28 protein-coding genes are annotated in these 26,578 nt (G+C 71.0%); 5 read left to right on the top strand and 23 right to left on the bottom strand.

Annotation, left to right across the window (positions count from 1 at the left end; all coding sequences use genetic code 11):
- Nucleotides 1-6 precede the first annotated feature (6 nt).
- From AC1DYN_RS19710 to sctC, 14 genes are all read right to left on the bottom strand, one after another.
- The gene (locus AC1DYN_RS19710) at nucleotides 7-216 is read right to left on the bottom strand and encodes a hypothetical protein (protein ID WP_477962640.1); all 210 of its coding nucleotides are present in this window, start codon (nucleotides 214-216) and stop codon (nucleotides 7-9) included.
- A 131-nt stretch (nucleotides 217-347) separates the two neighbouring features.
- Nucleotides 348-1,991: an HrpF/NolX family T3SS translocon protein gene (locus tag AC1DYN_RS19705; RefSeq protein ID WP_477962638.1), complete on the bottom strand. Its 1,644-nt coding sequence runs from the start codon at nucleotides 1,989-1,991 to the stop codon at nucleotides 348-350.
- 43 nt (nucleotides 1,992-2,034) lie between these two features.
- Complete coding sequence (sctT, locus tag AC1DYN_RS19700) at nucleotides 2,035-2,853, bottom strand: type III secretion system export apparatus subunit SctT (RefSeq protein ID WP_477962636.1); 819 nt, start codon at nucleotides 2,851-2,853, stop codon at nucleotides 2,035-2,037.
- Nucleotides 2,846-3,361 (bottom strand): hypothetical protein, encoded by a 516-nt coding sequence (locus AC1DYN_RS19695; RefSeq protein ID WP_477962634.1) that lies wholly within the window; start codon nucleotides 3,359-3,361, stop codon nucleotides 2,846-2,848. The genes sctT and AC1DYN_RS19695 overlap by 8 nt, the downstream gene beginning before the upstream one ends.
- Nucleotides 3,358-4,680 (bottom strand): type III secretion system ATPase SctN, encoded by a 1,323-nt coding sequence (gene sctN / locus AC1DYN_RS19690; RefSeq protein ID WP_477962632.1) that lies wholly within the window; start codon nucleotides 4,678-4,680, stop codon nucleotides 3,358-3,360. Before sctN ends, AC1DYN_RS19695 begins: the two co-directional genes overlap by 4 nt.
- Before the next feature lie 2 nt (nucleotides 4,681-4,682).
- Complete coding sequence (gene sctL / locus AC1DYN_RS19685; protein WP_477962630.1) at nucleotides 4,683-5,474, bottom strand: type III secretion system stator protein SctL; 792 nt, start codon at nucleotides 5,472-5,474, stop codon at nucleotides 4,683-4,685.
- The gene (locus tag AC1DYN_RS19680) at nucleotides 5,432-6,118 is read right to left on the bottom strand and encodes a type III secretion protein HrpB4 (RefSeq protein WP_477962628.1); all 687 of its coding nucleotides are present in this window, start codon (nucleotides 6,116-6,118) and stop codon (nucleotides 5,432-5,434) included. Before AC1DYN_RS19680 ends, sctL begins: the two co-directional genes overlap by 43 nt.
- Complete coding sequence (gene sctJ, locus AC1DYN_RS19675; RefSeq protein ID WP_477962626.1) at nucleotides 6,118-6,867, bottom strand: type III secretion system inner membrane ring lipoprotein SctJ; 750 nt, start codon at nucleotides 6,865-6,867, stop codon at nucleotides 6,118-6,120. The genes AC1DYN_RS19680 and sctJ overlap by 1 nt, the downstream gene beginning before the upstream one ends.
- A gap of 35 nt (nucleotides 6,868-6,902) precedes the next feature.
- A complete protein-coding gene (locus tag AC1DYN_RS19670; RefSeq protein ID WP_477962624.1) occupies nucleotides 6,903-7,328 on the bottom strand; it encodes a hypothetical protein in 426 nt (141 codons plus the stop codon).
- Between the two features lie 14 nt (nucleotides 7,329-7,342).
- The gene (locus tag AC1DYN_RS19665; protein ID WP_477962622.1) at nucleotides 7,343-7,804 is read right to left on the bottom strand and encodes an HrpB1 family type III secretion system apparatus protein; all 462 of its coding nucleotides are present in this window, start codon (nucleotides 7,802-7,804) and stop codon (nucleotides 7,343-7,345) included.
- 110 nt (nucleotides 7,805-7,914) lie between these two features.
- The gene (locus AC1DYN_RS19660) at nucleotides 7,915-8,298 is read right to left on the bottom strand and encodes a hypothetical protein (protein ID WP_477962620.1); all 384 of its coding nucleotides are present in this window, start codon (nucleotides 8,296-8,298) and stop codon (nucleotides 7,915-7,917) included.
- Between the two features lie 99 nt (nucleotides 8,299-8,397).
- Entirely contained in the window at nucleotides 8,398-8,670 is a 273-nt protein-coding gene (locus tag AC1DYN_RS19655) for a hypothetical protein (RefSeq protein ID WP_477962618.1), read from the bottom strand.
- Nucleotides 8,670-9,677 carry a hypothetical protein gene (locus tag AC1DYN_RS19650; protein ID WP_477962617.1) on the bottom strand — a complete coding sequence of 336 codons (1,008 nt, stop codon included), beginning with the start codon at nucleotides 9,675-9,677 and terminating at the stop codon, nucleotides 8,670-8,672. The genes AC1DYN_RS19655 and AC1DYN_RS19650 overlap by 1 nt, the downstream gene beginning before the upstream one ends.
- A 1-nt stretch (nucleotide 9,678) precedes the next feature.
- Nucleotides 9,679-11,733, bottom strand: a complete 2,055-nt coding sequence (gene sctC, locus AC1DYN_RS19645; RefSeq protein WP_477962615.1) for a type III secretion system outer membrane ring subunit SctC — start codon at nucleotides 11,731-11,733, stop codon at nucleotides 9,679-9,681.
- Nucleotides 11,734-12,078: 345 nt separating this feature from the next.
- Here sctC and AC1DYN_RS19640 point away from each other — a divergent pair, with 345 nt between their 5' ends.
- A complete protein-coding gene (locus AC1DYN_RS19640; RefSeq protein WP_477962613.1) occupies nucleotides 12,079-13,458 on the top strand; it encodes a serine/threonine-protein kinase in 1,380 nt (459 codons plus the stop codon).
- Nucleotides 13,459-13,494: 36 nt separating this feature from the next.
- Here the strand turns inward: AC1DYN_RS19640 and AC1DYN_RS19635 are convergent, their stop codons facing one another.
- From AC1DYN_RS19635 to AC1DYN_RS19600, 8 genes are all read right to left on the bottom strand, one after another.
- On the bottom strand, nucleotides 13,495-13,962 hold the full coding sequence (locus AC1DYN_RS19635) for a hypothetical protein (RefSeq protein WP_477962611.1): 468 nt from the start codon (nucleotides 13,960-13,962) through the stop codon (nucleotides 13,495-13,497).
- A gap of 227 nt (nucleotides 13,963-14,189) precedes the next feature.
- Entirely contained in the window at nucleotides 14,190-15,071 is an 882-nt protein-coding gene (locus tag AC1DYN_RS19630) for an ABC transporter substrate-binding protein (protein ID WP_477962609.1), read from the bottom strand.
- Between the two features lie 124 nt (nucleotides 15,072-15,195).
- Complete coding sequence (locus AC1DYN_RS19625) at nucleotides 15,196-16,425, bottom strand: D-amino acid dehydrogenase (RefSeq protein ID WP_477962607.1); 1,230 nt, start codon at nucleotides 16,423-16,425, stop codon at nucleotides 15,196-15,198.
- Nucleotides 16,422-17,363 (bottom strand): ornithine cyclodeaminase family protein, encoded by a 942-nt coding sequence (locus AC1DYN_RS19620; RefSeq protein ID WP_477962605.1) that lies wholly within the window; start codon nucleotides 17,361-17,363, stop codon nucleotides 16,422-16,424. The genes AC1DYN_RS19625 and AC1DYN_RS19620 overlap by 4 nt, the downstream gene beginning before the upstream one ends.
- Nucleotides 17,364-17,379: 16 nt before the next feature.
- Nucleotides 17,380-18,789 carry an amidase gene (locus AC1DYN_RS19615; RefSeq protein WP_477962603.1) on the bottom strand — a complete coding sequence of 470 codons (1,410 nt, stop codon included), beginning with the start codon at nucleotides 18,787-18,789 and terminating at the stop codon, nucleotides 17,380-17,382.
- Complete coding sequence (locus AC1DYN_RS19610) at nucleotides 18,786-19,472, bottom strand: amino acid ABC transporter permease (protein WP_477962601.1); 687 nt, start codon at nucleotides 19,470-19,472, stop codon at nucleotides 18,786-18,788. Before AC1DYN_RS19610 ends, AC1DYN_RS19615 begins: the two co-directional genes overlap by 4 nt.
- Nucleotides 19,469-20,119 carry an amino acid ABC transporter permease gene (locus AC1DYN_RS19605; protein ID WP_477962599.1) on the bottom strand — a complete coding sequence of 217 codons (651 nt, stop codon included), beginning with the start codon at nucleotides 20,117-20,119 and terminating at the stop codon, nucleotides 19,469-19,471. Before AC1DYN_RS19605 ends, AC1DYN_RS19610 begins: the two co-directional genes overlap by 4 nt.
- The gene (locus AC1DYN_RS19600) at nucleotides 20,119-20,907 is read right to left on the bottom strand and encodes an amino acid ABC transporter ATP-binding protein (protein ID WP_477962597.1); all 789 of its coding nucleotides are present in this window, start codon (nucleotides 20,905-20,907) and stop codon (nucleotides 20,119-20,121) included. Before AC1DYN_RS19600 ends, AC1DYN_RS19605 begins: the two co-directional genes overlap by 1 nt.
- A gap of 64 nt (nucleotides 20,908-20,971) precedes the next feature.
- Here AC1DYN_RS19600 and AC1DYN_RS19595 point away from each other — a divergent pair, with 64 nt between their 5' ends.
- From AC1DYN_RS19595 to AC1DYN_RS19580, 4 genes are all read left to right on the top strand, one after another.
- A complete protein-coding gene (locus tag AC1DYN_RS19595; protein ID WP_477962595.1) occupies nucleotides 20,972-22,075 on the top strand; it encodes a GlxA family transcriptional regulator in 1,104 nt (367 codons plus the stop codon).
- Nucleotides 22,076-22,177: 102 nt separating this feature from the next.
- Nucleotides 22,178-23,872, top strand: coding sequence for a hypothetical protein (locus AC1DYN_RS19590; RefSeq protein WP_477962593.1), 1,695 nt, complete (start codon nucleotides 22,178-22,180; stop codon nucleotides 23,870-23,872).
- 69 nt (nucleotides 23,873-23,941) lie between these two features.
- Nucleotides 23,942-24,559, top strand: a complete 618-nt coding sequence (locus AC1DYN_RS19585) for an NMCC_0638 family (lipo)protein (RefSeq protein WP_477962669.1) — start codon at nucleotides 23,942-23,944, stop codon at nucleotides 24,557-24,559.
- Entirely contained in the window at nucleotides 24,556-25,431 is an 876-nt protein-coding gene (locus AC1DYN_RS19580) for a dienelactone hydrolase family protein (RefSeq protein WP_477962592.1), read from the top strand. The genes AC1DYN_RS19585 and AC1DYN_RS19580 overlap by 4 nt, the downstream gene beginning before the upstream one ends.
- A 1-nt stretch (nucleotide 25,432) precedes the next feature.
- Here the strand turns inward: AC1DYN_RS19580 and AC1DYN_RS19575 are convergent.
- A partial coding sequence (locus AC1DYN_RS19575; RefSeq protein ID WP_477962590.1) for a GGDEF domain-containing protein occupies nucleotides 25,433-26,578 on the bottom strand: 1,146 nt, incomplete at its 5' end.

The raw sequence follows: 26,578 nt of genomic DNA, 5'->3' as shown, positions 1-26,578 counted from the left end.
GGTTGCTCACAGATCCGGTCCCCGTGCCATCTCGAATACCTCTGCCTGCCGCCCGTCGATGTTGGTGAAACCGTACGCGCGCGCCAGGTCGCCGACCCGCAGCACCCGGTCGCTCCTGCGCAGCACCTGCGGGTCGGCCGCCAGCGCCACCACCGCGCAACCCAGGTAGCGCGGGGAATCGGTGTCGGCGACCTGCTGCTGCAGTGCCTGTTGCACGCGCACGCCCGCAAGCCGCCGGGCGGTGTGCCCGATTCGGGGCCTTGCACCGCGTCTTCGGCCAGACGCAGAAAGAGGTGTTCGTTCAAGTCCGGCCCCCTCGGCGCAGGGATGATCCATGGACAGCATGCTCAGAAGAAGTCCGCCGCCTTCGGCCCGCCCCCCTGCGCCCCGTGGATCCCGCCCTTCACCGCACCGGTCACCGTGCTGCCGGCGCTGCTGTTCGTCACCACATTGATCCCGGTGCCGGCGATGTCCAGCCCGGCGTCGATCGCCGCCTGCTTCACGTCGCCGCCCTTGATCGCCGTCGCGGCGATGTTGGTGCCTTCCGACCAGGCCCGTGAACCCATCGCCACCGCCTTGGCCGCCAGGTTGAACGGCGGCGGCAGCACGCTGCCCAGCTTCTCGGCCACCTTCGAGATCACGTTCGCGATCTTCGACACCACGCTCAGGCAGCCCTGCAGGAACTTCTTGAAGCCGCCGCCCTTGGCCTTCTTGGTCTCCGGCTGGTCGGCCTCGCCGGCCACCATGTCGCTCACCGCCTTCGCATCCTCGACGTTCTGCGGCTTGTGCGCCGCGTTCGCCGGTGCCGTGTAGAGGTCCTTGTTCTGCAGCTTGCCGTTGAAGGCCTTGATGTCGGCGCGGCTGATGCAATCGTCGTCCGATTGCAGCCACAGCTTCTTCGCACCGTGGATGTTGCTGCCGTTCTTCGCGTTGTCCAGCTTGCCGAAGATGACCGGGTCGTCCAGGAACTTCTTCGCCGCCGCCTTGTCCTGCGGTGCGCTCTTCGGGTCGTCGACGATCTGCTGCAGCTTCTTGCGGCCGAACTTGTCGCCGAAGACATGGTTCGGGTCGGCATCGATGCGGTCCAGCGCCGTCTTCTGGTCCGGCGTCAACCGCCCCTTGGCCGAGATGTTGTCCTCCATCTCGGCACGCGAGACCTTCTCCTTGCCGTTGTTCAGGTCCTTCCACTCCTGCGGATGGTCCTCGAAGTACTTGGCCGCGGCGATCAGCTGCGGCGGGCACTTGCCGACGCCGGCGGTGCCGTTCACCATGTCTTTCAGGCTGTCGGGCGACATGTTCTTCGGCAGGTAGTCGGCGTACTTGTACAGCTCGTTCTCCGCATCCTCCTTGGTGATCGGGCGGCCCTGCGTGGTCTTGCCGCCGTCGTCGGACGGGATGTAGTTGCCGGCGTAGCCCTCGGCCTTGTCGCGGTTGTAGGCCTGCAGCTGCGGGTCCTCGGCCAGCTTCTTGATGTCCTTCGAGCTGATCTTGTGGTCGAGCTTGCCGTTCTTGGCGCCGTCCAGCATGTTCTGCAGCCCTTCGTCGGACAGCACCGTGTTCAGCGCCTCCTTCAGGTCGGGCGGGGTCTTCGGGTCCTCCGCCATCTTCTTCATGTCGCTGATCTTGGTGCCGTGCTTGCTGAACGCGCCTTCATGGCGCTCCAGCGTCGACAAGGCGTCCAGCCGCGACGCCTTCTGCTCGGGCGACACCTGCTGCGGCGGCTGCCGCGCGCCGGCCTGCGCGCGCTGCGCGGCCTGGGCCGACTGCGCGCCGCACTGCTGCACGGCGCCCATCATGCCCTTCAGCAGCTGGGCGCCGCCGCCTTCGCCGTCTTCGTCGTCACCGGCGCCGATCGACAGCTGCAGCGGCGGCAGCTGCAGGCCCGCACCCGCCGATTCGCTGCCGCCGTTGGCCGGCAGCGTTCCCTTGCGCGGCATCGCGAGCCCGGCCTGCGGGTCCAGCCAGGCCTTGTTGCCGACCATCATGTTCATGTTCCTGTCCTTTCGTGGGGGTGTGTCGGGGCACGCGGATCCGTCAGCGCATCTGCAGGCTGCCCTGCAGCTGCTGCAGCAGGCCCGTCGGCAGCAGCAGGTGGCGCACCTGGCTGACCAGCACGCTGATCAGCAGCGCCAGCATCAGCAAGGTCACCGCGCCCTTGATCGGCTGGCTCAGGTTGGTGGGTTCCAGCTTGTCGGCGGCGCGCGTGATCAGCCCGACGCCCAGGTCGATCAGCACCAGCACCAACAGCATGGGCGCCGCGAACTTGACGGTGCTGGTCATCAGCGAATCGGTCTGCTGCACGATGAAGTGCTCGGGGATGCGGCTGATCTCGGGCATCTGCGAGAACAGCGGCCAGACGTGGAACGACTCGAAGATCGCGCCGATGAAGACCAGCATGCCGCCCAGCGCGAAGAACACCGTGATCACCAGCTGCACCAGCAGGTTGGACACCGGCGTGCTCTGCTCGCCGCTCATCGGGTTGGTCAGCTGCACGCTGTTGTAGCCGGCCTGCGTGTCGATCAGTGCGCCCACGCTCTCGGCGACCCAGAACACCGTCGAGGCGGCAAAGCCCATCAGCAGGCCGATCATGGTTTCCTTCAGCGCGTAGCCGGCCCACTGGCCGGCCGTCAGGTGGCTGGCCATGTCGGACGGCAGCCCGAACGCGACGAAGCCGCCGATGATCACGACGACGCCGGCGCGCACGTAGCCCTGGATGAACTGGCTGCCCATCGGCGGCAGCACGTTGAACGCGGCGAACAGCCGCAGGCYGGCCAGCGCGGTCGCGAGGAACAGGTCTTCCAGCGGCTGCAGCGAGCGCGCCGCGAAGTCGTACAGGCCCTGCATGTCATCCATGGGCGGCCTCCTGGCGGGCAGCGCGCTGGCGGGCGACGAAGCGCGCGGCGCCGGTCTCCTCGGTCTCTTCCTCGGCCAGCTCCTCCTGGGCCGCCTCGCGCTCGCGCAGCACGGCTGCGATGCGGGCCTCGAAGCTCTCGATGCGCTGGTCGTTGCGGCGCACCGCCGCCTGCGCCGCGTGCACCACGGCCTGCTGGCGTTCGGTGGCCTTGTGGCGCTCGGCCAGCGTGCGCTCGGCCTGCGCGGTGGCGGCCTTCGCATCGTCGATGCGGAAATCCAGCGCGCGCACCGCGTGCGGCGTGAAGGCGCCGCGCAGCAGCAGGTCGCGCTCGTCGCGGGCCGCGCGCTCGTCGGCCTGGCACGCGGCCAGCTCGCCTTCGGCGGTCACGCGCGCCTCCTCGCACTCGGCCAGCTGCTTGCGCGCGGCCACGAGCTCGGCCTCCAGCCGCTCGCCCTGGCGCTTGCGCACCTTGACCAGCGTGCGCAGGGCCTTCACCGGCGCGCTCACCGCACCACCTCGCCCAGCTGCCCGAGGATGTCCTCGTACGGCATCAGGTCGCTGGTCTTCTGGTTCAGGAAGGCACGGATCTCGCCGACGCGTTCGATCGCCAGGTCGGCCACCGGGTCGTTGCCGGCCTGGTACTCGCCCACCTGCAACAGCATCTCGACCTCGTCGTACTTGGCCATCAGGTTGCGCAGCTGGCCGGCCGCCTCGGCGTGTTCGGCCGGCACGATCTGCGACATCACGCGCGACAGGCTGCCCAGCACGTCGATCGCCGGGTACTGGTTCTTCGCCGCGATCTTGCGCGACAGGATCATGTGGCCGTCCAGGATGCCGCGCACCTCTTCGGCGATCGGGTCGCCGCCGCTCTCGTCCTCGGCCAGCACGGTGTACAGCGCGGTGATCGAGCCGACCGCGCCCATGCCGGTGCGCTCGAGCAGCCGCGGCAGCTCGGCGAACACCGACGGCGGGAAGCCGCGCCGCGCCGGCGGCTCGCCCGCAGCCAGGCCGATCTCGCGCTGCGCCCGCGCAAAGCGCGTCAGCGAATCCATCATCAGCAGCACGCGCTGGCCCTGGTCGCGGTAGTACTCGGCCACCGCGGTGGCCACGTAGGCGGCCTTTGCGCGCTCGATGCTCGAGCGGTCGGAGGTGGCGCACACCACCACCGAGCGCGCCATGCCCTCGGGCCCGAGGATGAACTCGATGAACTCGCGCACCTCGCGGCCGCGTTCGCCGATCAGCGCGATCACGCTGACGTCGCATTGCGCGCCACGCGCCAGCATGCCCATCAGCGTGCTCTTGCCGACGCCGGCCGGCGCGAAGATGCCCATGCGCTGGCCTTCGCCCAGCGTCATCAGCCCGTCGATGATCTTGACGCCGGTGGGCAGCGGGTGCTCGATCATCGCGCGGCTCATCGGGTCGGGCGGGTCGGCGAACACCGGCCGTTCCTCGTCGCCCTGCAGCGGGCCGAGCCCGTCGATCGGGTCGCCCAGGCCGCTGATCACGCGGCCCAGCAGCTGCGGGCCGACGCGCACCGACAGCGGCCGGCCGGTGCCGACCACCTGCGTGCCCTCGGACACGCCGCCCAGCGAGCCGAACGGCGACAGGATCGCGCCGTGCTTGCCGAAGCCGACCACCTCGGCGCGCTGCAGCATCCGCCCGCGCGTGTCGCGCAGCTCGCACAGCTCGCCGACCTTGGCGTCCAGGCCGCTGGCCCGGATCAGCGTGCCGACCACCTCGGTCACGCGGCCGGTGCGGGACAGCACGTCCTCGTGCGCCAGCTCCTGCTCGAGCGTGCTGACGAAACGTTGGAAGCTGGTGTCCATGGTCAGGCGGCTTCCAGGTGGGGGGTGTCGGCCTCGGTGTCCGCCTCGACGTCGGCGTCGTCCGCCGCGTCATCCGCGGCGTCAGCGTCGTCGCCTTCGCCGACGTCCTCCTGCGCCATCTGCCGCGCCGCGCGCTCGACCGCACGGCGGATCGCCGCCAGCTGCGTGTCCAGCCCGGCGTCGATCACGCCGCCGTCGGATTCGAAGCGGCAGGCGCCCTCGGGCATCTGCGGGTCGGTGACGACCTCGATCGACAGCGCGGTGCCGGCCTGCGCCAGCGCCTCGTCGACGGCGCGTTGCGCGCTGTCGCGGTCGGCCTCGGGCACGCGCAGCGTCAGCATCGGCGCATCCTTCACCAGCCGGGTGATGGTGCGCAGCGAGCGGCGGAACAGCGCGCTGCGGTCCTCCTGCTCGATCACGCGCTCCACCGCCATCGAGACGATGCCCGACAGCCGCTCGCTCTGCCRCACCAGGCTGCGCCGGCGCGCCTCGGCCGCCTGCAGCTGCTGCGCCGCCCAGTGCGCGGCGGCATCCTGCATGCCCTGGTCGAAGCCCTGCTGCCACGCGCCGTCGAACTGCGCTTGCGCCTGCGCGATCAGTGCGTCGGCCTGGGTCTGCGCGTCGGCCAGCAGTGCGTCGGCCTGCGCCTGTGCCTCGGCGAGCACGCGCTCGCGCTCGGCGTCGATCGCGTCCGCGACTTCAGCCGCCGAGGCGAGCCGCGCGTGGTCCTGCGCGCGCAGCACGCCGTCGTCTAGGCCGACAGTGCACGGTCCATGGGTGAGCCAAACAGCCATGCATGCTCCGGAAAGTAGTGGGGAAGACGGGCCAGCGGCGATTCGGTGTCGTGCACCGCCGCGCTGGGGGAAGGGGAGGCCGGCGTGCTGCCCGGCGCGAGCGCCAGCCGCACCCAGGCCAGCGAATCGCGRCAGTGCCATTCGCGGCGCGCGCCCAGGTGCGCGCAGCCGGCGGCGGCCAGGCGCTCCAGGTCGAGCTCGGCGACCGACAGCGGGCCGCCCTGGCCTGGCGCGCCGGCCGGCGCGGCGAGCAGTTCGTCGTAGGCGGGCTCGCCGATGCGCTCGATGATCGCCAGCCGCGTCGAACGCACGATGCTGCGCCGCACGCGTTCGCGCTCGGCATGCAGGCCGATCGCCGCCAGCACGCGCAGCAAGCGGTCGCGAGGCAGCAGCGCGATCCGGTGGGCGCGCTGGCGGAAGGCCGCCAGCGAGGCCCAGCGCAATCCGTACACCGCGGCCAGCGCGGCACTGCAGCGCGGGCCCGTGGCGGCGGCCGGCGCGGCGTCGTAGCCGATGCGCTGCCAGGCGGCCTGCACCCAGGCCGGGTGCAGCTGCGACACGAGGTCGTCCGATTTCGCGCGCGCCGTCGCCATCAGGTGGCGCAGCAGCGGCACGGGTTCGGCGGACGCGGGCAGCGCGTTCATCAGGCGGCTCCGGCGGCCGCTTCGGCCGGGGTGCGCGGCTTCAACAGCCCGAAGCGCCTGGCGCCGACGTACCCGCCGCCGCCGAGTGCCGCGACCAGCAGCAGCAGGCCGATGGCCAGCACCGGCGACAGGCCGCTGCGCTCGGCGAGTGCCGCGGTGGTGGCCTCGGGCAGCGCCGCCGCCGCGACCAGGGTCACGTTGACGTTCTCGTAGGCCAGGCCCTCGACGCTGCGCACCACCAGGTTCTTCACCGTCGGCACCAGTGTCGCGACGTTCGATTCGCTGCGGTGCTTGATGAAGACCGACGCGCTCGACGGCTTCACGTGCTCGGCCAGCGGGTCGTTGTTCGGCAGCACCACGTGCACGCGGGCCGACACCACGCCGTCGATGCTCGACAGCGTCTTCTCGAGTTCCTGCGACACGCCGTAGATGAAGCGAACGCGTTCCTCGGTCGGCGTGGAGATCAGGCCGTCCTTCTTGAACATGTCGCCCAGGTTGGCGCGGCGCTCGGCCGGCAGGCCGTTGGCGCGCAGCACGGCGAGCGCGCGGCCCATGTGGTCGGTCTCGACCGCGACGTTCCAGGTCTTGCCGTCGGGGCTGGACTTGGCGGCGTCGAGCCGGGCCATCAGCAGCACGCCCAGCATGTCGTTGGCGTCGGCCTCGCTCAGCCTGGTGTAGAGGTCCTGCTTGCAGCCGGCCAGCGCGAGCACGCAGGCGGCGAGCAGCAGGGGGAGGGGACGGTGCGGCACGGTGGACTCCTTCGGATGGATCGGTGGGCTGGGGGCTATTGGTTCTTCAACAGGGTCTGCAGGCTCTTGTTCGAGCCCTGCGTGATCGAGGTCGCGATCTGCAGCTTCAGGTTGGTCACCGCGACGTTGCGGCTGACGGCCATCGACGCGGCGACCACCTCGGAGGCGCCCATGCCGGGCGCCGCATCGAGGAAGCCCTGCACCTGGCCTTCGACGCGCTGCAGGTCGCCCTGCTGGCGCTCGATCACGTTGGTGATCACGTTGCCGGGATGGCTGACCGATGCCGCGGCGTGGTCGGTGTTGCGCTGCATCAGCGCCTGGAAGTTCTGCTGCATCTCGGGCGTGACCGAGGCCTGGGCCGGCGGCACGGCCGCGCCGGGGCCGGCGCCTTGCGTCGCGTGGCTGGCCAGGGCCTTCAGCGCCTGGTCGACGGGACCGATGGAAGCGATGGCGTTCATCATGGCGGCGTCCTCGCTCAGCAGGCCATGCCCATCGGGGGCACCATCGACAGGTGGCTGCCGGACTGCGCCGGCGCATCGGCGGCACGCACGCGCACCTGCTGGCCGGACGCCGTCTCCAGCGCATCGATGATGCCGCGCGCCGCGGCATCGTGCGGCAGCGCGAGCGCTTCCTCGGCATAGGCCTCCCACAGGCCGTCCTGCTGCACGAACAGGCAGAACGACAGCATGGCCTTGATCACCGCGTTGGACGGATGCGCCGCTTCGCCGCGGTCGAGCAGGGCGCGTGCGCCGGACAGGTCGCCGGCATGGATCAGCAGCCGGGCTTCGGCGGCCACCAACTGCGGCAGGTTCGGGTGCACGGCGGCCATCAGCCGCAGCACCGCGGCCACGTCGGCGCGCGGCGCGACGTCGGTCGCCAGCGAGTACACCGCGGCGAACAGATCGGTTTGCCACTTCGGCAGCTTGGGAGCGGGCATGGTGGGTTCCTTCATGCGGGATCAAGGTGAATTCGAAGGTGGCATCGCCGACCCGATGCCCCGGGGGTACTGCAGAAAAAGGGCGGACGGTCGGTCCGCCATGAATGCGCTTACTGCGCGGCCGACTTGAACGACTCGCCGGCCTTCTTCATGACGCTGTTCAGGCCGTCGTTGATCGAAGCCATCATGTTCATCTTGGCCATGGCCGAGCTGGCCTGCATCTGCATCTCGGTCATCGCCTGCGCGTCGGAGACGGCGTCGCCGAGCGACTTCTGCGTGGCGTTGACGTCGCTCTTGCCGAGCGAGCTCAGCGTGTTGCCGGCGCCTTCGGCCGCCGCGCCGGCTTGTGCACCCAGCATGCCGGACGAGGCACCGCCGCCGGCGGCGTGGTCGATGTTGGAGGCGGTCGCGCCGCCCTTGCCGAGGATGTTGCTGCCGCCACCGAGGAGCTTGGTGGCCATGGAACCTGCGGAGGCGAGGAAGGGAATGGGCATGGTGTTTCCTTTCAATGGAAGTGGATGGACAAGATGCAACCTCTTTCCGGACCTCGCGCGAGGTCCGCTTTCGAGAGCGGGTTGCGAAGCTCTTTCGAATCAGGTGGTCAGTTCGCGGCCGTGGTGCTTCTGCCAGGCCAGCAGCACGATGCGGCGCGACGCGGCGAAGGCATCGCCGACCAGCGCGGCGAAGGTCTTCTCCTCGAAGTCGGTCGCTCGCAGCTGCGCCTGCTGGCTCAGCGTCTCGGCCTGCGCGAAGTACTTGGCGAGGCGGCGCGTCTTGTCCCCGGTGCTGTCGCCGTGCACGGTGGCTTCGAGCTTGTCGAGGTCGGACAGCAGCTCGGCGGACGGCGGGGTGAGGGCGAGGCTCATCAGTGGGCTCCTTCAAGGTGGGCGGTGCGGCCATCGGCCAGCACCGCATCGGGGGCGACGGTGAGCACCATGTGCTTCACGCCGTCGCGGGTTTCCATCACCGACACGCCGTCGGTGGACAGGGACGACAGCACGGCCGGCCCCGGCGGTTGCGGTGCCGCGGGCTCCTCGAGCACCGCGTCGATGCGCTTGACGACAGGCGACAGGTCGGCGGTGACGCGATCGAGCGCGGCCTGCGTGGCGGCCACGTCGGTGGCACGCGCCGCGTAGCTGAAGACGCCCGCGCCGCGGTAGGCGATCTGCGCGCCGGGCAGGCCGACCGCATTGCGGATGGCCTCGGCGACGTCGCTCGCGACCGACACGTGCTGCTGCAGCGCGAAGGGCAGCGGCGCGGCCTTGATCGCGGCGCCGACCGCACGCGCCTGCTCGGCGTTGTCGATCAGGCCGTCGACGCTCAGCGTGCCCTGCGCGATGCGCACCTGCAGCCGGCCGGCGGCCACGCCGTCGAGCGCCCGCTGCAGCGTGTCGCGGCTCATCTCCAGCGTCGGGCCGGGGACGTCGGCGGTCTTCGAGCTGGCCGACATCAGCCAGCCGGCCGAGGCCAGCGCGACGATCACCGCGACAGCGCCGGGTACGGCACGGGCCGGGCGGGCCACCAGCCGCTGCCCGACGGCAGCCAGGCTGCCCGACGGCGCGACGGCACGGGTTGCGGCCACGAGCGCGGCATCGCCGGGCCACTGGGCATCGCTGGGGCCGGTGCAGACGCTGATACCGTCGAAATCGACCGGCACGAAGTCGTCGAAGCGCAGGCGTTGCGGGCTGCCGCGGGTCCATTCGACCTGCGCGACGGCGTCGGTGCCGATGCGCAGCGAAAGGGTCTCGAAATGCCAGTCGGCGATGGATACGTCGCAATCATCTGCATGTCCGATCGAGTAGGTTCCGGGGCCGAGGTCCAGGAAGGCACCGGCGTGGGTGCCGTTCAGGATGCGAAGGCGTGTGCTTGTCATGTCAGCGGGCTCCCTTGGTGTCGCAGCCGGTGGCCAGGCCGAGGGCCTTGGCGGCGCAGCCGGGCTTGGCGGGCGCGGTGGCAGGTTTCGTCGTGCTGGCGGCGCCTGCGGTGCCGGCCGGTGCCGGGCTGTTCGGCAGCAGCGCGGCGCGGGCCGTCAGCAGCGGCTTCAGCGTCGGCACCACGTAGCCGGGCGACAGCGCCCCGTAGGTGGTCAGCGCGGCCAGCGTGGTCGGCCCGGCGAAGCCGCGTTGCGTGCTGCCGGTGCGCGGCGTCGACGAGGCGGGCGGTGCCGGCGGCGTGGTGGGCGGCAGCGGCAGGCCGGGGACGGGCACGGCCGGGGCCGGTGACGGCGTGGGGGCTGGAACCGGTGCCGGCTCCGGATTGCGCACCGCCGCGACGCGTCCGACCGAGATCACCTTCGGCGTCAGCAGGAACAGGCGCTCGCTGCGGTAGTTGGCTTTCTCGTCGTGACGGAAGGCGGCGCCGAGCAGCGGGATGCGCGACAGGCCCGGCACGCCGCTGCGGCTGCGGCTGTTGCTCTCGACCGAGATGCCGCCGATCAGCAGGCTCTCGCCTTCGCGCACGGTGGCCTCGGTGTTGATCTCGGTCTGCTTGACGATGGGCACCGAATCGACGACCGTGCCCTCGAAGTTGCCGTCCTGGATCGACAGCGACAGCCGCACCTCGCGGTGGTCCTGGTAGTTGACGATCTGCGGTGTCACCTGCAGCGTGGTGCCGGCCTCGACGGTGAACAGGTTGGCATCCAGGTTGCCGGCGACCTTGACCGACGCGACGCGCTTGTCGGTCATGCTGGCGGTGCGGTTGACGGCCCCCAGCACCTTGGGGCGCGCCAGGATGTTGGCCTTGCCGCTGCCCTCGAGGGCGCGGATGCGGGCCAGCAACTGCTGCCCGGCGTTGCCGACGAGCGTCGTGATGTTGGTGCCGGCCAGCGTGTTGCTGCCGGCGCTGCCGGGCTGCGAGCCGGGCGATCCGGGCGACACCGTCAGGCGGGTCACGCCATCCTTGCTGAAGGTCCAGTCGACACCCAGCGATTCGAAGGCATCGCTGCTGACGTCGATGATCGACGCCTCGATCTCGACCAGGTCCTGCGCGATGTCGAGCTGGCGGATCAGCGTCTCGTACTCGCGCATGCGGTCGGGCAGGCCGCGCACGATGATGGCGTTGGTGGCTTCCTCGGCCTGGAAGAACGGGCGCTCGGCCTCGACCGGGCTCACCGGGTCGGCGGCGCTGAGCTGGTTGGCACGCAGCTCGTCGTCGCGCTTGCCGGCGCTGTTGCCGCCCGGGTTCTCGGGCAGCTTCATGCCGTAGGTGGCTTGCGCGGCGCGTGCCTTGTCGGCGCGGCCGACCATGCCGTTGACGGTGCCCTTCAGGGCCTGCGCGCCGGCATTGGCGCCGCTGCCGCCGCCGTTGCTGGAGAACAGGCTGTTCAGCGTGCTGGCCAGGCCGGGCACCTTGACGTTGCCGAACACGCGGTCGCCGGCGGTCGCGAAGCGCAGCGGGAACACCTGGATCGACTTGCCGACGCGGTCGTGGCCGTCGCGTTCGAGCTGTTCGAGCACGGTCGACACGAGTTCGATGTGGCGCGGCGGGCCGTAGGCGAGCAGGGTCTGCTGGCGGTCGTCGAAGCGCAGCGGGAAACGGGCATCGCCCAGGCCCAGCGAACCGAGCATCTGGCGCACCTGTTGGCGGTCGTAGCCGCGCATGCGGAACACGCGGCTCTGCATGGCGCGGGACGGATAGATGAACAGCGTGGTGCCGTCGAAGTACCAGATGACGCCGTAGGTGCGGGTCATCGCGTTCAGGAAGTCTTCGGGGCGGGTGTTGAAGTTGGCGTTGACGGTGCCGTCGACGCCGGAGTCGACGACGATCGGCATGTCCTGGCTGGACGCGAAGTCCTGCAGCACGTCGGAGAGCTTCTTGCCGTCGGCGCGGTAGACGAAGCGCTTGCCGGAGAACGGCGTCGCGCTGGCGGCAGCGGCGGGCTGCGTGCTGGCGAGTACGGCGGCGGCAATCAGGGTGGTCAGGATTCGCACGGCTTCGGTCCGGTTTCGTTGGCTGTCGTTGCCGGTTCAGGGCGTCGACTGCATGGCTGCAAGGTTAGAGACCGCAACCGCCCCGGGCGGGTGCAAACCCGAAGCGCAGCACGCGTTCGCGAAGGGAATGTGAAAGCGCTTGCGAACGGGCATTCGTCAGCTGGCTGAAAGGTGGGGCGACAAGCATCGGCGGGATGTGCGGGCCGCCCCAAGCCTGGCGAGGGGGCGTCATGCAGCCCGGATGCCAATCCGGGGTCTTGCTGCACCCCGCAGTCGCCTGCGCAGATTCCCGGGTAAGCTCCGAGAAAGAGTCATCAAGCACAGCGTCTGGGGAGGCGCCATCTGATGCATCCGACGCAGCTGTCCAAGTACACGATCAACCAGGTCATCGGCGAAGGCGCCATGGGCGTGGTCTACAAGGCCACCGACACCGTGCTGCGACGCACCGTCGCGATCAAGACGCTGCGCCGCCCGCTGGGCGATCCGGGCGGCGCCGCGTTGCTCGCGCGCTTTCGCAACGAAGCCCAGGCGGCCGCGCGCCTGATGCACCACAACATCGTCGCGGTGCACGACTACGGCGAGCACGAGCACGAGCCCTACATCGTGATGGAGTACGTGCAGGGGTCGACGCTGAAGGAGCCGCTGCGCCGCGGCATGCGCTTCGAAGACCTCGACATCGTCGCGCTGATGTGCCAGCTGCTCGACGGCCTGCACTATGCGCACGAGCAGGGCGTGTGGCACCGCGACATCAAGCCAGCCAACCTGCTGTGGACCAACGACGGGCGCTTGAAGATCGCCGATTTCGGCATCGCGCGCATCGCGACGATGGGCCTGACCCAGGTCAGTTCCACGATCGGGACGCCCGGCCACATGGCGCCCGAGCAATACGCCGGCGAACAGGTCGACCGGCGCGTCGACGTCTTCGCCGCCGGCGTGCTGCTCTACACGCTGCTGGCGCGCCGTCCGCCCTTCGTCGGCAGCAACGAGAACGTGATGTTCCAGACGCTCAGCAGCGACCCGCTGCCGCCGTCGCGCGTGCACGGCAGCCAGCGGCCGGCCTGGTTCGATCCGCTGGTGGCGAAGGCGATGGCCAAGCGCCCCGATGACCGCTTCGCGACCGCGCTCGAGTTCAAGCAGGCGTTGACCGCGCAGGCGAGCCCGGCGCTGGGGCTGCCTGCATTCGCCAGCTCGGTCGAGGCCGGCACCGGCTTCGCCGGCCTGGACGAAGCCCCGTCGCAGCCGACGCTGCCCGCGCCGTCGCAATGGCATGCGCAGACGCTGCAGATGCTCGAATCGGAACTGGCGCACAGCGTGGGCCCGCTGGCGCGCGTGCTGGTGCGGCGCGCCTCCCGTTCGACCACCGACCTCGATGCACTGCGCCTGAGGCTGGCCGAGCAGATCGACTCCGAAGCCGGGCGCGACCAGTTCCTGCAGCGCACGCGCACCCGGCCCAGCGCGTTCGGCACGCTCGGGTCGGGCGGCGCGGCGGTGGCGGCGCGTCCGCGCGCGAGCGACGACACGCTGGTCGACGACCAGGTGATGCGCGTGGCCGAACAGACGCTGGCCCGGCACCTGGGGCCGATCGCGCGGGTGATCGTGTCGCGCGCAGGGGCGCGGGCGTCGTCGCGAGACGAGTTCTACCGGCTGATGGGCCGGCACATCGACGACGAGATCGAGCGCGAGGCCTTCCTGCTGGCGCTGGAGCGCGCGCTGGTGCGGCGCTAGTTCATTGCTGGCGCGGCGTTGGTGTCGCGCCCGGGTTCACTGCAGCGTCGGGCGCACCGGCGGCGAGAGGTCGTCGTCGCCGTCGTCCTCGTCCTCGACGAACAAGGTTTCCAGCGCCTGCATGCCCACCGCATGGCCGAGGTCGAGGGCCGCGACGGCGTCGCTCGGCTGCTCGATCCACTTCATCGGGCTCAGCTGCAGCATGCCCTCGGACGACAGCCCGAGCATCCAGCCGTACTCGAGCAGCACGGCCTGCTGCATCGCCATCATCTGCTCGACGCGCCAGCCGCCCAGTTCGCGCGCCAGCATCGGCAGCAGCACCTGCGGCCGCACGGCGGTGACGGCGCCGTCCTGCTGCATCTGCAGCCGGCACAGCAGGCCGCCGGGGCCCCAGAAGGCCCCGCTGTCCTGCAGCGCCGTGGCACCGCCTTGCGGCAGTCCCATCAGCAGCGACATCTCGGACAGGAACTCGCCGGCAGGCAGGGAGGGGGTCGACGTGGGCATGGTCTTCACGATGGCAGGTGGGGCAGTTCGTGGTGTGAAGCGAGTGTGCGTGCCGCACGCTGCCGGTGCGAACCGGCAACCGAACCGCGGTATGTCCGCCCGAAGACCGTGCCGACCGCACAAGCGAAGTACCCTTCAAGCCACTCCCGCGGAACCGGCTTCGCCGGGCCGCCGGGAGGCGCCCCTCGGGGGCAGGAGGAGCGGAGCGACGACTGGGGGGCCCTGTGTCAGCCTGCCGGCTTGCAGCTGGGCAGCTTCCAGTCGGCCGGGCGGTCGACGCCGGCGCGCAGGTTCGCACCGGCCGGCACGTACCACACGTCCTGCACCAGGCCGTAGGTCTTGCCGATGTTGCGCAGCTCGCAGTTCTGCCACAGCTTCGCGATCTCGGCGTTGACCGCCTTGGCGAGCTCCGGGTTGTCCTTGTTCAGGCCGAACACCACCTGGCCCAGCCCGGTCAGCAGCGGGAAGTCGGGCGATGCGTCGGTGAAGGCATTGAACCTGATGTGCCACTGCGGGTTGCGCGAGATCGCGTACTGCATCACCGGCGGGTCGCCGATGACGGCGTCGATGCGGCCGGCCATCAGGTCGCGCACCGCGGCGTCGGAGGTGTCGTACAGCGACAGCTGCAGGCCGCCGATCTTGCGCAGCTCGGGGATGAACGAGAAGCCGGTGATGGTGCCGACCTTCCTGCCTTCCAGGTCCTTCAGGCGGCTCCAGTTGTTCTTGTCGGCCTGCGTGATGCCGTTCTTGAAGTAGTGGATCGGGTCGCTCAGCGTCATGATCTTCGAGCGCTGCTCGGTCCAGCCCATGGTGCCGGCCATCACGTCGACCCGCTTCGACTGCACCGAGGCGATCGTGCCCGACCACTCCATCAGCGCCGGCTTGACCTTCAGCTTCGCCGCCTCGCTGATGCGCTGCAGGATCTCGCCGTCGTAGCCCACCATCTTGCCGTCCTGGTAGCCGGTGCCGGGCATGTCGCCGGTGAAGGCGATGGTCAGCGATCCCTTCTCGAGGGTCTCGACCGTTTGCGCGGCCACCGATGCCGCGGCGGTGAAGGCGCCCAGCAGCGTGGCCAGCAGGGCAGCGATTCGAATGCGTCCGTTCAACATGGGGAACTCCTGAAAGTGTTGACGTTCTGTGCGTAGAACGGCAGCGAATATAGGGACGACACCGCGTGGCGGATGGCAGGCGCTGACAGCGCAATGGCACGTTTGCGACATGCCGGGAAAGTCCTCAGGGCCTCGAATCGGTGCGTGCGAAACGCTGCCGCAACTGGTCCGACAACTGCTGCGCGCTGCCCGCCGCCAGCGTGAGCCCGAGCGCCCCCTGGCCCGCGTTGATGAACATGTTGCTGCCCGGCACAGGCCCGATGATCGGCACCGAATCGGGCGTCGCGGGGCGCAGCCCGGCCCAGGCCTGCGGGTCGTCGAGCTCGCACAGGCCCGGGTACACCGCCTCCACGCTGTCGAGCATCGCCTGCACGCGCGAGGCCGGCACCGCCAGGTCGTAGCCGGTGATCTCGGCCATCGCCGCGACGCGCAGGCGGTCGCCCAGCGGCGCGAACACCGTCTTGCGCCCGAGGTGCGTCACGCTGGCCGCCGGCCGCGCGCTGCCGCGAAACGGCAGCGTGATGCTGTAGCCCTTGACCGGGTAGACCGGCAGGTGCACGCCGAAGCCCGACGCAAGCGCCGCCGCATGCGGGCCTGCCGCCAGCACGAAGGCATCGGCCGCGATCTCGCCGCGCGTCGTCCGTGCCGCGGTGAAGCGCCGCCCCTCGCGCACGAAGCCGTCGACCGCGGTGTCGAACGACACGCGGCCGCCGCGCCGCCGCAAGCCGGCCACGAGCTCGCGGCACAGCAGGTACGGATCGGCGACGCATTCGTCCGCCGTCCAGATGCCGCCGGCGATGCCGTCCAGCGCGGCGCCGAGCGCCGGTTCGCGCGCACGGCATTCGTCAGGCGACAGCAGCTCCTGCCGGCAGCCGAGCGCCGCCTGCACCTCGACCTGCGCGCGTTGCCGCTGCAGTGTCGCCGCGTCCGGGCACAGCACCAGCTTGCCGTTCTGCGCGAACGAGAACGACCAGTGCTCGTCGCGCATCCAGCCGTCCAGCACCTGGCGGCTGCGCTGCGCCAGGCCGAGCAGCGTGGCCGTGCCGCGCAGTGCGGTGTCGCGCCGGCACGCGCCCAGGAAGCTCAGGCCCCAGGCCCATTGCCGCCAGTCGGCGCGCAGCCTGAACTTCACCGGCGAATCCGCCGACAACAGCATCTTCGGCAGCGAGCGCAGCGTGCCCGGCGACGCGAACGGCTCGACGTAGCTGTAGCTCAGCTGGGCGCCGTTGGCGAAGCTGGTCTGCGTGCCCGGTTCGGGCGCCGCGTCGAGCAGTTGCACGTCGAAGCCGGCGCGGGCCAGCTGGTATGCGCTGGCGCAGCCGACGATGCCGGCCCCGATGACGCAGACCCTCATGCCGCATGCTCGTCGGCCGCCAGCATCCAGCCTCCACGCGCGCGCGACAGCGCGAGCTGCGCGGTCGCGACGTCCGACAGGCCGACGCCGACCGACTTGAACACCGTGATGCCGGTCTGCGGCAACTGCCACGGCGCCTCGCCGCTGAACAGCTGCGGCAGCTCGACGTATTTCTCCGTCTGGTGGCGCTGGTTCCACAGCACGATCTCGCCAGCCTCGACCAGGCTTTGCTGCTTCCATTCGACGACGATGCGCGCGGCGCGCGACATTGTCGTGTCGTCCAGTTCGCGGCCCTTCGGCGTGCTGGTGCCGATGGCGGCCACGAAGGCGCCGGGCGCGAGCCACTCGCCGTTGAACACCGGCTCGGCGCAGCGCGTCGCGGTGACCACGATGTCGGCCTCGCGCACCGCGCGCTCGGCGGTGGTGGTGCGCACGCGCGCGCCGCTGTCGGCCTGCAGCCGCTCGCACCAGGCCGCGTCGGCCCGCGGGTCGACGACGCAGATCTCGTCGAAGCGGAACACCTCGCACAGCGCCTGCGCCTGCGAGCGGCCCTGCAGCCCGGCGCCGAACAGCGCCAGCTTGCGGGCATCCGGCCGGGCGGCCTTGGACGCCACCAGGCGCGTGATCGCCGCGGTGCGAAAGCGCGTCAGCTCGTTGCCGTCGAGCACCGCCACCGGCGTGTTGGTGGCCAGGTCGAACAGGATCACCGAGAAGCTGAACTGCCCGGCCACCGTCGGGTAGACCTTGACGCCGGCCACCGCGCGCGCGGCCCAGACGCCGCCCATGGTGCTCAGCCGCACGCCGGCGCAATCGGTGCGCTGCCGGCCGTGCACCGCGGCCCGGCCGTCGGCCAGGTCCTGGAAGGCCTGCGCCAGGATGTTGGCGACGCCGCGGAAATCCAGCAGCTCGGCGACTTGGGAATCGGTGATGTGAAGCATGTCTTTGGGGGTTGGGTCAATCCAGCCCGCGCGGCACCGCCTGGTGCCACGGGGTCGCCTTCTCGAACGCATGGGCGATGCGCAGGATCAGCGGCTCGGCCATCGGCCGGCCGACGAACTGCACCGACACCGGCAGCCCCTGGCCCGACAAACCGGCCTGCACCGCGATCGAGCACAGGTCCAGCAGGTTCACGAAGCGGCCGAAGCGCGACAGCGGCGTCGACAGCTCGTCCACCTCCTGCACCGGGATGGCGGTGATCGAGTTGGTCGGCATGAAGCACACGTCCACGCCCTCCATCGCGTCGAGCATCGCGTTGCGGGCCTTGTCGCGCATCTTCAGCAGCTCGATGTACTGCGCGGCGTCGATGTCCTTGCCGGCCAGGATGCGGCGCCGCACATGGGGGTCGAACACCAGGTCCTGCTCGAACAGCTCGCCCAGGTTGGCATAGCCCTCGGCGCTCATCAGCTTGCCGGCGATGCGCATCGACTCGGTCAGGCTCTGCGGCAGCGCGCGTTCCACCAGCTGCATGCCGAGCCCGGACAGCGTCGCCAACGCCCGGTCGTACAGCGCCAGCACGTCCGATTCGATCGAATGCCGCTCCGAGGCCGGCAGCACCCACACCCGGGTGCCGGCCACGCCGTGCTCGATGCTGCCGATCACGCGGCGCACCGGCGCATCGGCGCTCACCGGGTCGCGCGGGTCCGGCCCGGCGATCGCGTCCAGCAGCAGGGCCGCGTCGCGCACGGTGCGCGTGATCGGCCCGACGGTGTCGTGCGTCGGGCACAGCTCGACCAGCCCGTGCCGGCTGACCAGCCCGTGGGTCGTCTTCAGCCCGACCAGCCCGCACAGCCCGGCCGGGATGCGCACCGAGCCGCCGGTGTCGGTGCCCAGCGCCGCGCAGGCCATGCCGGCGGCCACCGCCACCGACGAGCCGCTGCTCGAGCCGCCCGGCACGCGGTGCACCTGCAGGTCCCACGGGTTCCACGGCGTGCCCATCACCGCGTTGGTGCCCCAGCCGCCGAACGCGAATTCCACCGTCTGCGTCTTGCCCAGGATCACCGCGCCGGCGGCGCGCAGCCGGTCGACCACCGTCGCGTTGTGGGCCGACACCTTGGCCGGCATCGCGCGCGAACCGGCGCCGATCGGCCGGCCCTCGATCTCGAACAGGTCCTTGATGGCCACCGTGACGCCGTGCAGCGGCCCGAGGCGGATGCCGGCGCGCAGCAGGTCGTCGAGCGCGCGCGACACCTGGCGCGCCTCGTCGGCATAGACCTCGACGAAGGCCTTCAGCTGCGGGTCCAGGCGGGCGATGCGCGCCAGCTGGTGGTCGACCAGCGCTTCGCTGGTGATCTGGCCGTCGCTGATCGCGGCGGCGGTGGCTTCGAGCGAGGCATGGGCCAGGTTGTCGATGGTCGGTGTCGTCATGTCATCCCCAGGGCGCGGCGCCCCCGCGACAACCGCCTGCCGAGCAGGCGGGACAACATCGACAGCGGGAACGCGATTGCGAAATAGAACAGGCCGACCAGCACGAAGATGTGCAGCGGCAGGAAGTACTCGCTGGACATCGCCCGCGCAGCGAGCATCAGCTCGTCGGTCGCGATCAGCGCGCACAGCGAGCTGTCCTTGAGCAGCGAGACGTAGCAGTTCACCAGCGGCGGCAGCATCACGCGCAGCGCCTGCGGCAGCACCACGTTCGCGAAGACCTGGCGCGGCGTGAGGCCGGCGGCGAGCGCCGCCTCGCGCTGGCCGCGGTGCACCGAATCGAGCCCGCCGCGCAGCACCTCGGCCACGTAGGCCGCGCCCTGCAGGCCCAGGCCCAGGATGCCGGCCCAGTAGCCCGACAGCGTGAGCCCGAAGGCCGGCAGCCCGAAGTACAGCGCCAGCAGCAGCGCCAGCAGCGGCACCGCGCGCACGAACTGCACGATGGCGTTGGAGGCCCAGCGCAGCGCCCGCCAGGGCGAGCGCGCCATCGCCACCAGCACGCCGGCCAGCACGAGGGCCAGCAGGAAGCCGAAGCTGGACAGCTCGGCGGTGACGCGCGCCGCCTCGATCAGCCGCGGCCACCATTCCGGCAGGTACTCGCGGTAGACCTGGAAAAAGCCGCTCATCGTCCCACCCCCAGTCGGTGTTCCATGCGGTTGAAGGCCCAGCTGACCGGGAACACGATGCTTGCGTACAGCAGCACGGCGCTGGCATAGATCAGCGGCGTCTGGAAGGTGGAGGTCACCAGGTTGCGCGCATAGAACATGATCTCGGGCGCGGCGATGGCCGACGCGATCGAGGTGTCCTTGATCAGCTGGCTCGCGTAGTTGCCGATCGCCGGCAGCGTGAGCCGCAGCATCTGCGGCAGCACGATGAAGCGCAGCGCCTGCAGCGGCGACAGGCCGCAGGCGAGCGCCGCCTCGCGCTGGCCGACGTGCAGCGCGCGCATGCCGGCACCGAACACGTCGCACAGCACCGCGGCGCCGACCAGGCCCAGCCCGACGATGGCCGCGCCCTTCGGAGAGAAGCGCAGCCCGATCGACGCGAGCCCGAAATAGAGCACGAACAGGTGGGCGAGCGCCGGCACGTTGCGCATCCATTCGACGTAGGCGCCGATCGCGGTGCGCAGCAGCGCGAAGCGGCTGAAGACGTCGACCAGCGCGAGGGCCAGCCCGAGCACGAAGGCGATCAGCGCCGCGCCGAGCGCCACCTGCGCGGCCGTGACCGCGCCTTCGAGCAGCGTCAGCAGGATGACGGGGAGGGCGGCCGGCATCACGCCGCCAGCCCGGCTGCTTCGCCGACCTGGCCGAGGAAGGCGCGCGTGCGCTCCTTGCACGGCCGGTTGATCACGTCGGCGGCCGGGCCCTCTTCGACGATCACGCCGCCGTCCATGAAGATCACGCGGTCGGCCACGTCGCGGGCGAAGCGGATCTCGTGCGTCACCAGGATCATCGAGCGGCCTTCCTCGGCCAGCTCGCGGATCACGCCCAGCACCTCGCCCACCAGCTCGGGGTCGAGCGCCGAGGTCGGCTCGTCGAACAGGATCAGCTTCGGCTTCTGCGCCAGCGCGCGGGCGATCGCGACGCGCTGCTGCTGGCCGCCGGACAGCCGCTCGGGGTACTCGCCCGCCTTGTGGCGCAGGTGCACCTTGTCGAGCATCTGCTCGGCCAGCGCGTAGGCCTCGGCGCGCGGCATGCCGCCGGCCTTGATCGACGCCAGCGCGACGTTGTCGCGTACGTTCAAGTGCGGCCACAGGTAGAAGCCCTGGAACACCATGCCGATCTCGCTGCGCTGCGGTGCCAGCTCGCGGTCGCTCATGATGCGTTCGCGCCCGTTGCCGGTGCGCACCGTTCCGATGCGCTCGCCTTCGAGCACGATCTCGCCGCCGCTCGGCTTCTCGAGGAAGTTCACGCAGCGCAGGCAGGTCGACTTGCCCGAGCCGCTGGGCCCGATCAGCGACAGCGTCTCACCGCGCTGCAGCTGGAACGAGATGTCCTTCAACACCTCGGTCGCGCCGTAGCTCTTCTTCAAACCCTTGACCGTCAGCAGGATGTCGTTCATGGAGGCGAATGCTAGGAACGATCGCCGCCGGGGCATGGCAGGGGCGTGCGGCTATATTGAACGGATGCGACATGCCGGGAAAACCCTGAACGAAACGGTGCCGCTCGACGAATCGCGCTCGCTGGTCGAGCGCCTGGACCAGGCCGGGCTCTCCGCGTCTCCAAGGCCGGGGCGCAAGCAGGCATCGAGTGCCGAGCTGCGCGTGGGCATCCTGCTGTGGCCGGGGTTTCCGCTGCTGTCGCTGGCCGGCCTGTGCGACGGCCTGCGCCATGCCGCCGACCTGGGCGACCAGAGCCGGCAGAACCGCTGCTCGTGGGCCATCCTCGGCATCCCCGGCGAGTCGGTCACCGCGAGCTGCGGCGTGCGCGTGCCGGTGGACCAGCCGCTGTCGGCCGAACTCGACTACGACTACGTCGCTGTCATCGGCGGCCTGCTGCCGCAGCTGGGCAGTGCCGACCCGCGCTACGTCAGCTTCCTGCGCTCGGTGGCGGCGGCCCAGCTGCCGCTGATCGGCATCTGCACCGGCAGCTTCGTGCTGGCGCGGCTCGACCTGCTGAACGGCCACGCGCCGTGCATCCACCCGTTCCACGTCGACGACTGGCAGGCGATGCACCCGGCACTGGCCTTCGAGACGCGCTCGCACTATGCGATCGGATCGAACCGCATCACCTGCGCCGGCGGCATCTCGATCGTCGAGCTGGCGGCCGAGCTGGTGCGCGTGCACTGCGGCGCCGACCGCGCGGCCAAGGTGGTGCACCAGATGACGGTGAACGCCGAGAAGACCGCCACCCACGTGGCGCGCCGGCATGCGCTGGGCTATGAATCGAGCGAGCACGAGAAGCTGCGCGAGGCCGTGGTGCTGATGGAGAAGAACATCACGACGCCGCTGGAGATCGCGGTGATCGCGCGGCTGGTCAGGTCGAGCAGCCGGCAGCTGGAGCGCGTGTTCCTCGCCGAGACCGGCGCGAGCCCGTCGGAGTACTACCGCAATGCGCGGCTCAAGTACGCGCGCTACCTGCTGACGACGACCGACCTGCCGGTGGTCACGATCGCCGGCGAGAGCGGCTTCTCGGACGCCTCGCATTTCATCCGGCACTTCCAGCAGCTGTACGGGATGGCGCCGGGGCGCCTGCGCAAGGCGCTGGGCGGAGCGACGCCGGCGGTCTGAGCTTCGCCGGCGGCGACGCCGCTTCGCATGTCATGCGGCCGTCACGGCCCGGATGGCAAGAATCGATCGGGTACTTCAACGACCCCCCATCGAGGTTCCGCCATGGCGCTCCCCCCCGTCCCCTCCAGCACGATCCACCGCACGAGTTCGCAGTCGAGCCTGCCGAATCCGGCGAACGTGCCGCTGCCCGCGCCGTCGACGGCGAGCCGCAGCGGTTCGTCGCACGACATCACCGCCGAGGACGCCGGCCTGCCGAAGGCGCGCAGCCGCGCCAACTCGATCGGCAGCCAGGCATCGGTCCGGCGACGCTCGGACAGCGAGGCCGCCGCCAGGCTGGCCGCCTTGCATTCGAGCGCGAAGAGCGACGAGCCCGAGCCCGCCGTGCCGCTCGAGACCACGCCGCTGAGCGAGATCCGGAAGGCCAAGCTGCCCGAGAACCCCGAGTCGCCGGCGATCATGCTGGGCGGGCGCAAGCCTTCGCACGTCCCCACCGAGGGCGATGTGCTCAAGGCGCGCGATGAGGTCCGCAAGGAGATCGACGTCGAAGCGCTGGACGACGCGATGACGCGAGCCCGGCGCGATGGCGTGAGCGAGGAGGCGTTCGCGGGCCATGCGCTGATGGCGCTGCACCCCGAGGCATCCAGGGGCGTGTTCGCTTCCGCGAAGGACTTCGCGCTGCGCGTCGGCCGCAACAACGACTTCGCCAGCAAGCCCGCCAAGATCGCGGCCTCGGTGGCCAACGTGACGGCACGCAACTTCATGTCGGTCGGCATCCCGACCTTCGCGCGCCAGTTCCTCAGCCATGGCTTCGAAGCCGCCTTGCAGCACTACAACGTGAGCGCCGCCGGGAAGGCGACGGCGGGCACGCTGCTCGGCCTGGGCCCGGCGCTGGCGGCCCACGCCTATGGCGCGTACCGCGACGAGAAGGCGGGCACCGCCACCGCCGTCAGCCGCCGTTCGCGCGCGATCATGGCCGCCACCGCACTGGCCGCGACGGCCTACGAGCTGCAATCGGGCGCTGCGCCCGACAACGCGTCGCTGCACATGGCGTTCACCGCCTACACCGCGATGCGCGACCTGCTGGTGCAGTCCAACGTCCGGCTCGACAACGCCAACACCGAGGGCCTGCATTCCGACTGGACGCGCTGGGGCGCGATGATGCTCGGCTACGGGCTCGACCAGGGCATCGTGAACCTGTGCATGTCCAAGCTCGCGTCGCCTTCCGGACCGGGCGCCTACAAGGCCGGCACCGGCGTGAAGGAGCAGCTCGCCAACGCCGGCGCGCGCGCGTTCATCAACCTGCTCGGCGAGATCGGCGAGGACCTGATGTTCCAGTCGATCCCGGCGCTGCGCGCGAAGTTCTTCGACAAGGGCGTCGACCAGGCGCCGCTGGACGGCCGCCCGGAGGGCTCGAAGGTGCTGGCCGACGGCAACCACACCGAGCCGCACACGCTGGAACTGGGCATCCATTCGGAAGGCTGGAAGGGCGGCTACGTGGCCAACGGCGCGCTCGGCCCGTGGGCGGTGCGCACCGGCATCCTGGCGACCACGATCGCGCTGACCGGCGTCACCGGCAAGAAGCTGCCGGAGAAGTTCCAGGAGCTGACGTCCGACTTCATCGTCGGCGGCGTCAATGCCCTGTTGTACGAGCCGTTCGCCGAGGCCGGCTCGGGCCAGCCGCAGCCGGCGCGCATCACCGACGTCGAGTCCGCCCGCAGCAGCGAAGACGCGGCGGAGCACGACACCGACATCCGGCTGACGCGGCGCCATTCGGGCCCTGACGATGCCGAGGCATAGCGCGCCTTCACGCCGCTGTGCGACGATCCCGTCTTCGGCGCCATCGCGGCGAAGGAGACGGACGTGAGGATGGTCATCGGCATCGGATGGGCTCTGGGCATCGCACTGGCATTGCCGGCGGCGGCGCAGGCGCCCGCAGAGGGTGAGGGCGAGGCCTCGGCGCGATCGCCGTGGGTCGACCCGCGCAACGTGGCGCGGCTGTTCCGCGACGCCTGCATCCAGACCGAGGGCCAGGCCGCGGCGGCGGTCGACTGGGCGCTCGGCGCGGGCTTCTCGCCGGTCGACCCGATGCGCGGTTCGACCGACGGGCTGCTCGACGGCGCAGCGGGCTCGGTGCTGGCCGCGCCCGGCAGCGACAGCCGCGTGCTGCTGGTCGCATCGGCCGGTTCGCGCTGCATGGTGTGGGCCGAGCGCACCTCGGGACCGGGCCTGCGGCTGGCGCTGGTCGAGCTGATGGGCGAACTGGGCGGCAAGGGCGCGCGCGTGCAGCTGCAGGGCGAGCGCAGCCTCGAGCGCGCCGGGGCCTGGCGCAGCCAGATGCAATGGCGCTACCGGCGGGTCGGCGGTACAGCGGATTTCGGCGTCGCGGGCGTCACGACGCTGACCGCGGCGCCGGGGACGCAGGCGCTGAACTTCGCACCGCTGCCGCCCGCGGCCGGCCCGGCGCCGGACGGAATGAAGCCATGAGGCCGCGGCACCGGATCGCCGCCGGCCTGCTGCTGGCCGCTGCCTTCGCGCGCGATGCGCAGGCGCAGTCCGAGGTCTCGTTCGACAGCTTCGACCGCCGTGCCGGAGCGGCCGTGGTGCTGAAGGGCTACTGGTTCGCCGCCCCTGCGCGGCAGGCCCCCGCCGTGGTACTGCTGCACGGCTGCAGCGGCCCGTACGACCACCACGGGCAGCTGGGCGAGCGCATGCGCGAGTACGCGCAGCTCTTCAACCGCCAGGGCATGCATGCGCTGGTGCTGGATTCGCTGACGCCGCGCGGCGAGAAAGAGCTGTGCACGCAGCGCGTCGGCACGCGCCAGGTGACGCAGGCGAACCGTCGGCTCGATGCGCTGGCAGCGCTGCACTGGCTTGCGCAGCGGCCCGACGTCGACGCGCAGCGGCTCGGCCTCGTCGGCTGGTCGAACGGCGGCAGCACGGTGCTGTCGGCCACCAACCGGCGCCACGGCGAGGTGCGCGAGGCACCTGTGCGACCGGCCTTCGCGATCGCGTTCTACCCCGGCTGCGAGGCCGACCTGCAGCGCGGCTACGACCCGGCCTCGCCGCTGCTGATGATGGTCGGCGAGGCCGACGACTGGACCCCGGCGGCGCCCTGCCATGCGCTGGCCGCACAGGCCGCCGCGGCGGCGACGCCGGGCGTGCCGCTGGTGCAGATCGAGGGCTATGACGGGGCCTGGCACGGCTTCGATTCGCACGCGCCGGTGCGCGTGCGCAAGGAGGTGCCGAACGGCAGCCACCCGGGCCAGGGCGTGCACGTCGGCGGCAACCCCGAGGCGCTGCAGCGCTCGCGGCAGCGGCTGCTCGCGTTCATCGCGCCATGGCTGCCCGTGCACTAGTTCAGACCAGCGCCACCACCGTGTCGCGGCCGGCCGACTTGGCGCCGTAGAGCGCCAGGTCGGCGCGCTTCATCAGGCGGTCGAAGGCGATGTCGGGCGGCGTGCGCTCGCCCATGCCGAGCGTCGAGATGCCCATGCTGACGCTGACGATGCCGAGCGGCGCATCGGCATGCGGGATCGCCATGTGGCGGATGGTCTGGCGGATGCGCTCGCAGCGGCGCTCGGCGTCGGCCATCGACACGTCGGGCAACAGCACCGCGAACTCCTCGCCGCCGATGCGTGCCGCGCATTCGCCGCCGCGCTCGAAGGCGGCACCGATGGCACGCGCCACGCGCGACAGGCATTCGTCGCCCGCCGCGTGGCCGTAGCGGTCGTTGAAGCGCTTGAAGAAGTCGATGTCGACCATCACCAGGCTGAGCGGGCGGTTGGTGCGCCACGCACGGCGGACTTCCTCGAGCTTGCGCTCGTCGAAGGCGCGGCGGTTGGCCAGGCCGGTGAGGGCATCGCTGCGCGACTGGTGCAGCAGTTCGCGCCGCGCCTGTTCCAGCTGCGCCAGGTCGCGCCAGCGGGCCAGCGCGCCGAACAGCGGCTTGGCGATCAGCGCGATCTCGCGCTCGTGCACCGGCTCGGCCAGGTCCAGGCAGGCCAGCAGCTGGCCGCCATCGGCGGCGTCGTGGCGGCACGCCTGCAGCACGCGGGCGCCGGTGGCGTGCAGCAGCGCGCGCGCCTCGGCGCAGTCGCTGCTCTCGGTGCACCACTGGGTTTCCCAGCCATCGACCGGGAACAGCGGCGGCAGCTCGCCGCCTTCGGCCGGGCGCGTGGCGTCGCCGCTGGTGAAGGTCCAGGCCCAGCGCCGGCCGTCGTTGCGTTCGGCCAGCGCGCAGCCGCGCGCGCCGAGCAGCGCGGCGATGTCGCCGAGGGCCATGCGCAGCGCCGTCGGGTAGGCGTCCGGCGGCAGGTAGATCAGGCGTGCCGACAGCCGCGATGCCGATTCGAGCACCCGGTTCAGCCGCGTCAGGTCGCTGGTGCGCTGCTGGACGGCGGACTCCAGCCGGTCGCGTTCGGCACCCACCGATTGCAGCGCCAGGTCGCGCTCGCCGACGTGGCGCGCGATGCTGCGTTGCAGCAGCTGAAGGCTGTCGTGGAC

It is taken from the genome of Rhizobacter sp. P2_D12 (assembly GCF_056404395.1).
This window is presented reverse-complemented; position numbering and strand designations above follow the sequence as displayed.

What these genes read in the sequence shown, in the direction of transcription:
- AC1DYN_RS19705 (WP_477962638.1), bottom strand. Translation starts at nt 1,991, where the DNA reads ATGAACATGATGGTCGGCAACAAGGCCTGGCTGGACCCGCAGGCCGGG.
- sctN (WP_477962632.1), bottom strand. Translation starts at nt 4,680, where the DNA reads ATGGACACCAGCTTCCAACGTTTCGTCAGCACGCTCGAGCAGGAGCTG.
- AC1DYN_RS19670 (WP_477962624.1), bottom strand. Translation starts at nt 7,328, where the DNA reads ATGATGAACGCCATCGCTTCCATCGGTCCCGTCGACCAGGCGCTGAAG.
- AC1DYN_RS19665 (WP_477962622.1), bottom strand. Translation starts at nt 7,804, where the DNA reads ATGCCCGCTCCCAAGCTGCCGAAGTGGCAAACCGATCTGTTCGCCGCG.
- AC1DYN_RS19660 (WP_477962620.1), bottom strand. Translation starts at nt 8,298, where the DNA reads ATGCCCATTCCCTTCCTCGCCTCCGCAGGTTCCATGGCCACCAAGCTC.
- AC1DYN_RS19655 (WP_477962618.1), bottom strand. Translation starts at nt 8,670, where the DNA reads ATGAGCCTCGCCCTCACCCCGCCGTCCGCCGAGCTGCTGTCCGACCTC.
- AC1DYN_RS19650 (WP_477962617.1), bottom strand. Translation starts at nt 9,677, where the DNA reads ATGACAAGCACACGCCTTCGCATCCTGAACGGCACCCACGCCGGTGCC.
- AC1DYN_RS19640 (WP_477962613.1), top strand. Translation starts at nt 12,079, where the DNA reads ATGCATCCGACGCAGCTGTCCAAGTACACGATCAACCAGGTCATCGGC.
- AC1DYN_RS19635 (WP_477962611.1), bottom strand. Translation starts at nt 13,962, where the DNA reads ATGCCCACGTCGACCCCCTCCCTGCCTGCCGGCGAGTTCCTGTCCGAG.
- AC1DYN_RS19630 (WP_477962609.1), bottom strand. Translation starts at nt 15,071, where the DNA reads ATGTTGAACGGACGCATTCGAATCGCTGCCCTGCTGGCCACGCTGCTG.
- AC1DYN_RS19625 (WP_477962607.1), bottom strand. Translation starts at nt 16,425, where the DNA reads ATGAGGGTCTGCGTCATCGGGGCCGGCATCGTCGGCTGCGCCAGCGCA.
- AC1DYN_RS19620 (WP_477962605.1), bottom strand. Translation starts at nt 17,363, where the DNA reads ATGCTTCACATCACCGATTCCCAAGTCGCCGAGCTGCTGGATTTCCGC.
- AC1DYN_RS19615 (WP_477962603.1), bottom strand. Translation starts at nt 18,789, where the DNA reads ATGACGACACCGACCATCGACAACCTGGCCCATGCCTCGCTCGAAGCC.
- AC1DYN_RS19610 (WP_477962601.1), bottom strand. Translation starts at nt 19,472, where the DNA reads ATGAGCGGCTTTTTCCAGGTCTACCGCGAGTACCTGCCGGAATGGTGG.
- AC1DYN_RS19605 (WP_477962599.1), bottom strand. Translation starts at nt 20,119, where the DNA reads ATGCCGGCCGCCCTCCCCGTCATCCTGCTGACGCTGCTCGAAGGCGCG.
- AC1DYN_RS19600 (WP_477962597.1), bottom strand. Translation starts at nt 20,907, where the DNA reads ATGAACGACATCCTGCTGACGGTCAAGGGTTTGAAGAAGAGCTACGGC.
- AC1DYN_RS19595 (WP_477962595.1), top strand. Translation starts at nt 20,972, where the DNA reads ATGCGACATGCCGGGAAAACCCTGAACGAAACGGTGCCGCTCGACGAA.
- AC1DYN_RS19590 (WP_477962593.1), top strand. Translation starts at nt 22,178, where the DNA reads ATGGCGCTCCCCCCCGTCCCCTCCAGCACGATCCACCGCACGAGTTCG.
- AC1DYN_RS19585 (WP_477962669.1), top strand. Translation starts at nt 23,942, where the DNA reads ATGGTCATCGGCATCGGATGGGCTCTGGGCATCGCACTGGCATTGCCG.
- AC1DYN_RS19580 (WP_477962592.1), top strand. Translation starts at nt 24,556, where the DNA reads ATGAGGCCGCGGCACCGGATCGCCGCCGGCCTGCTGCTGGCCGCTGCC.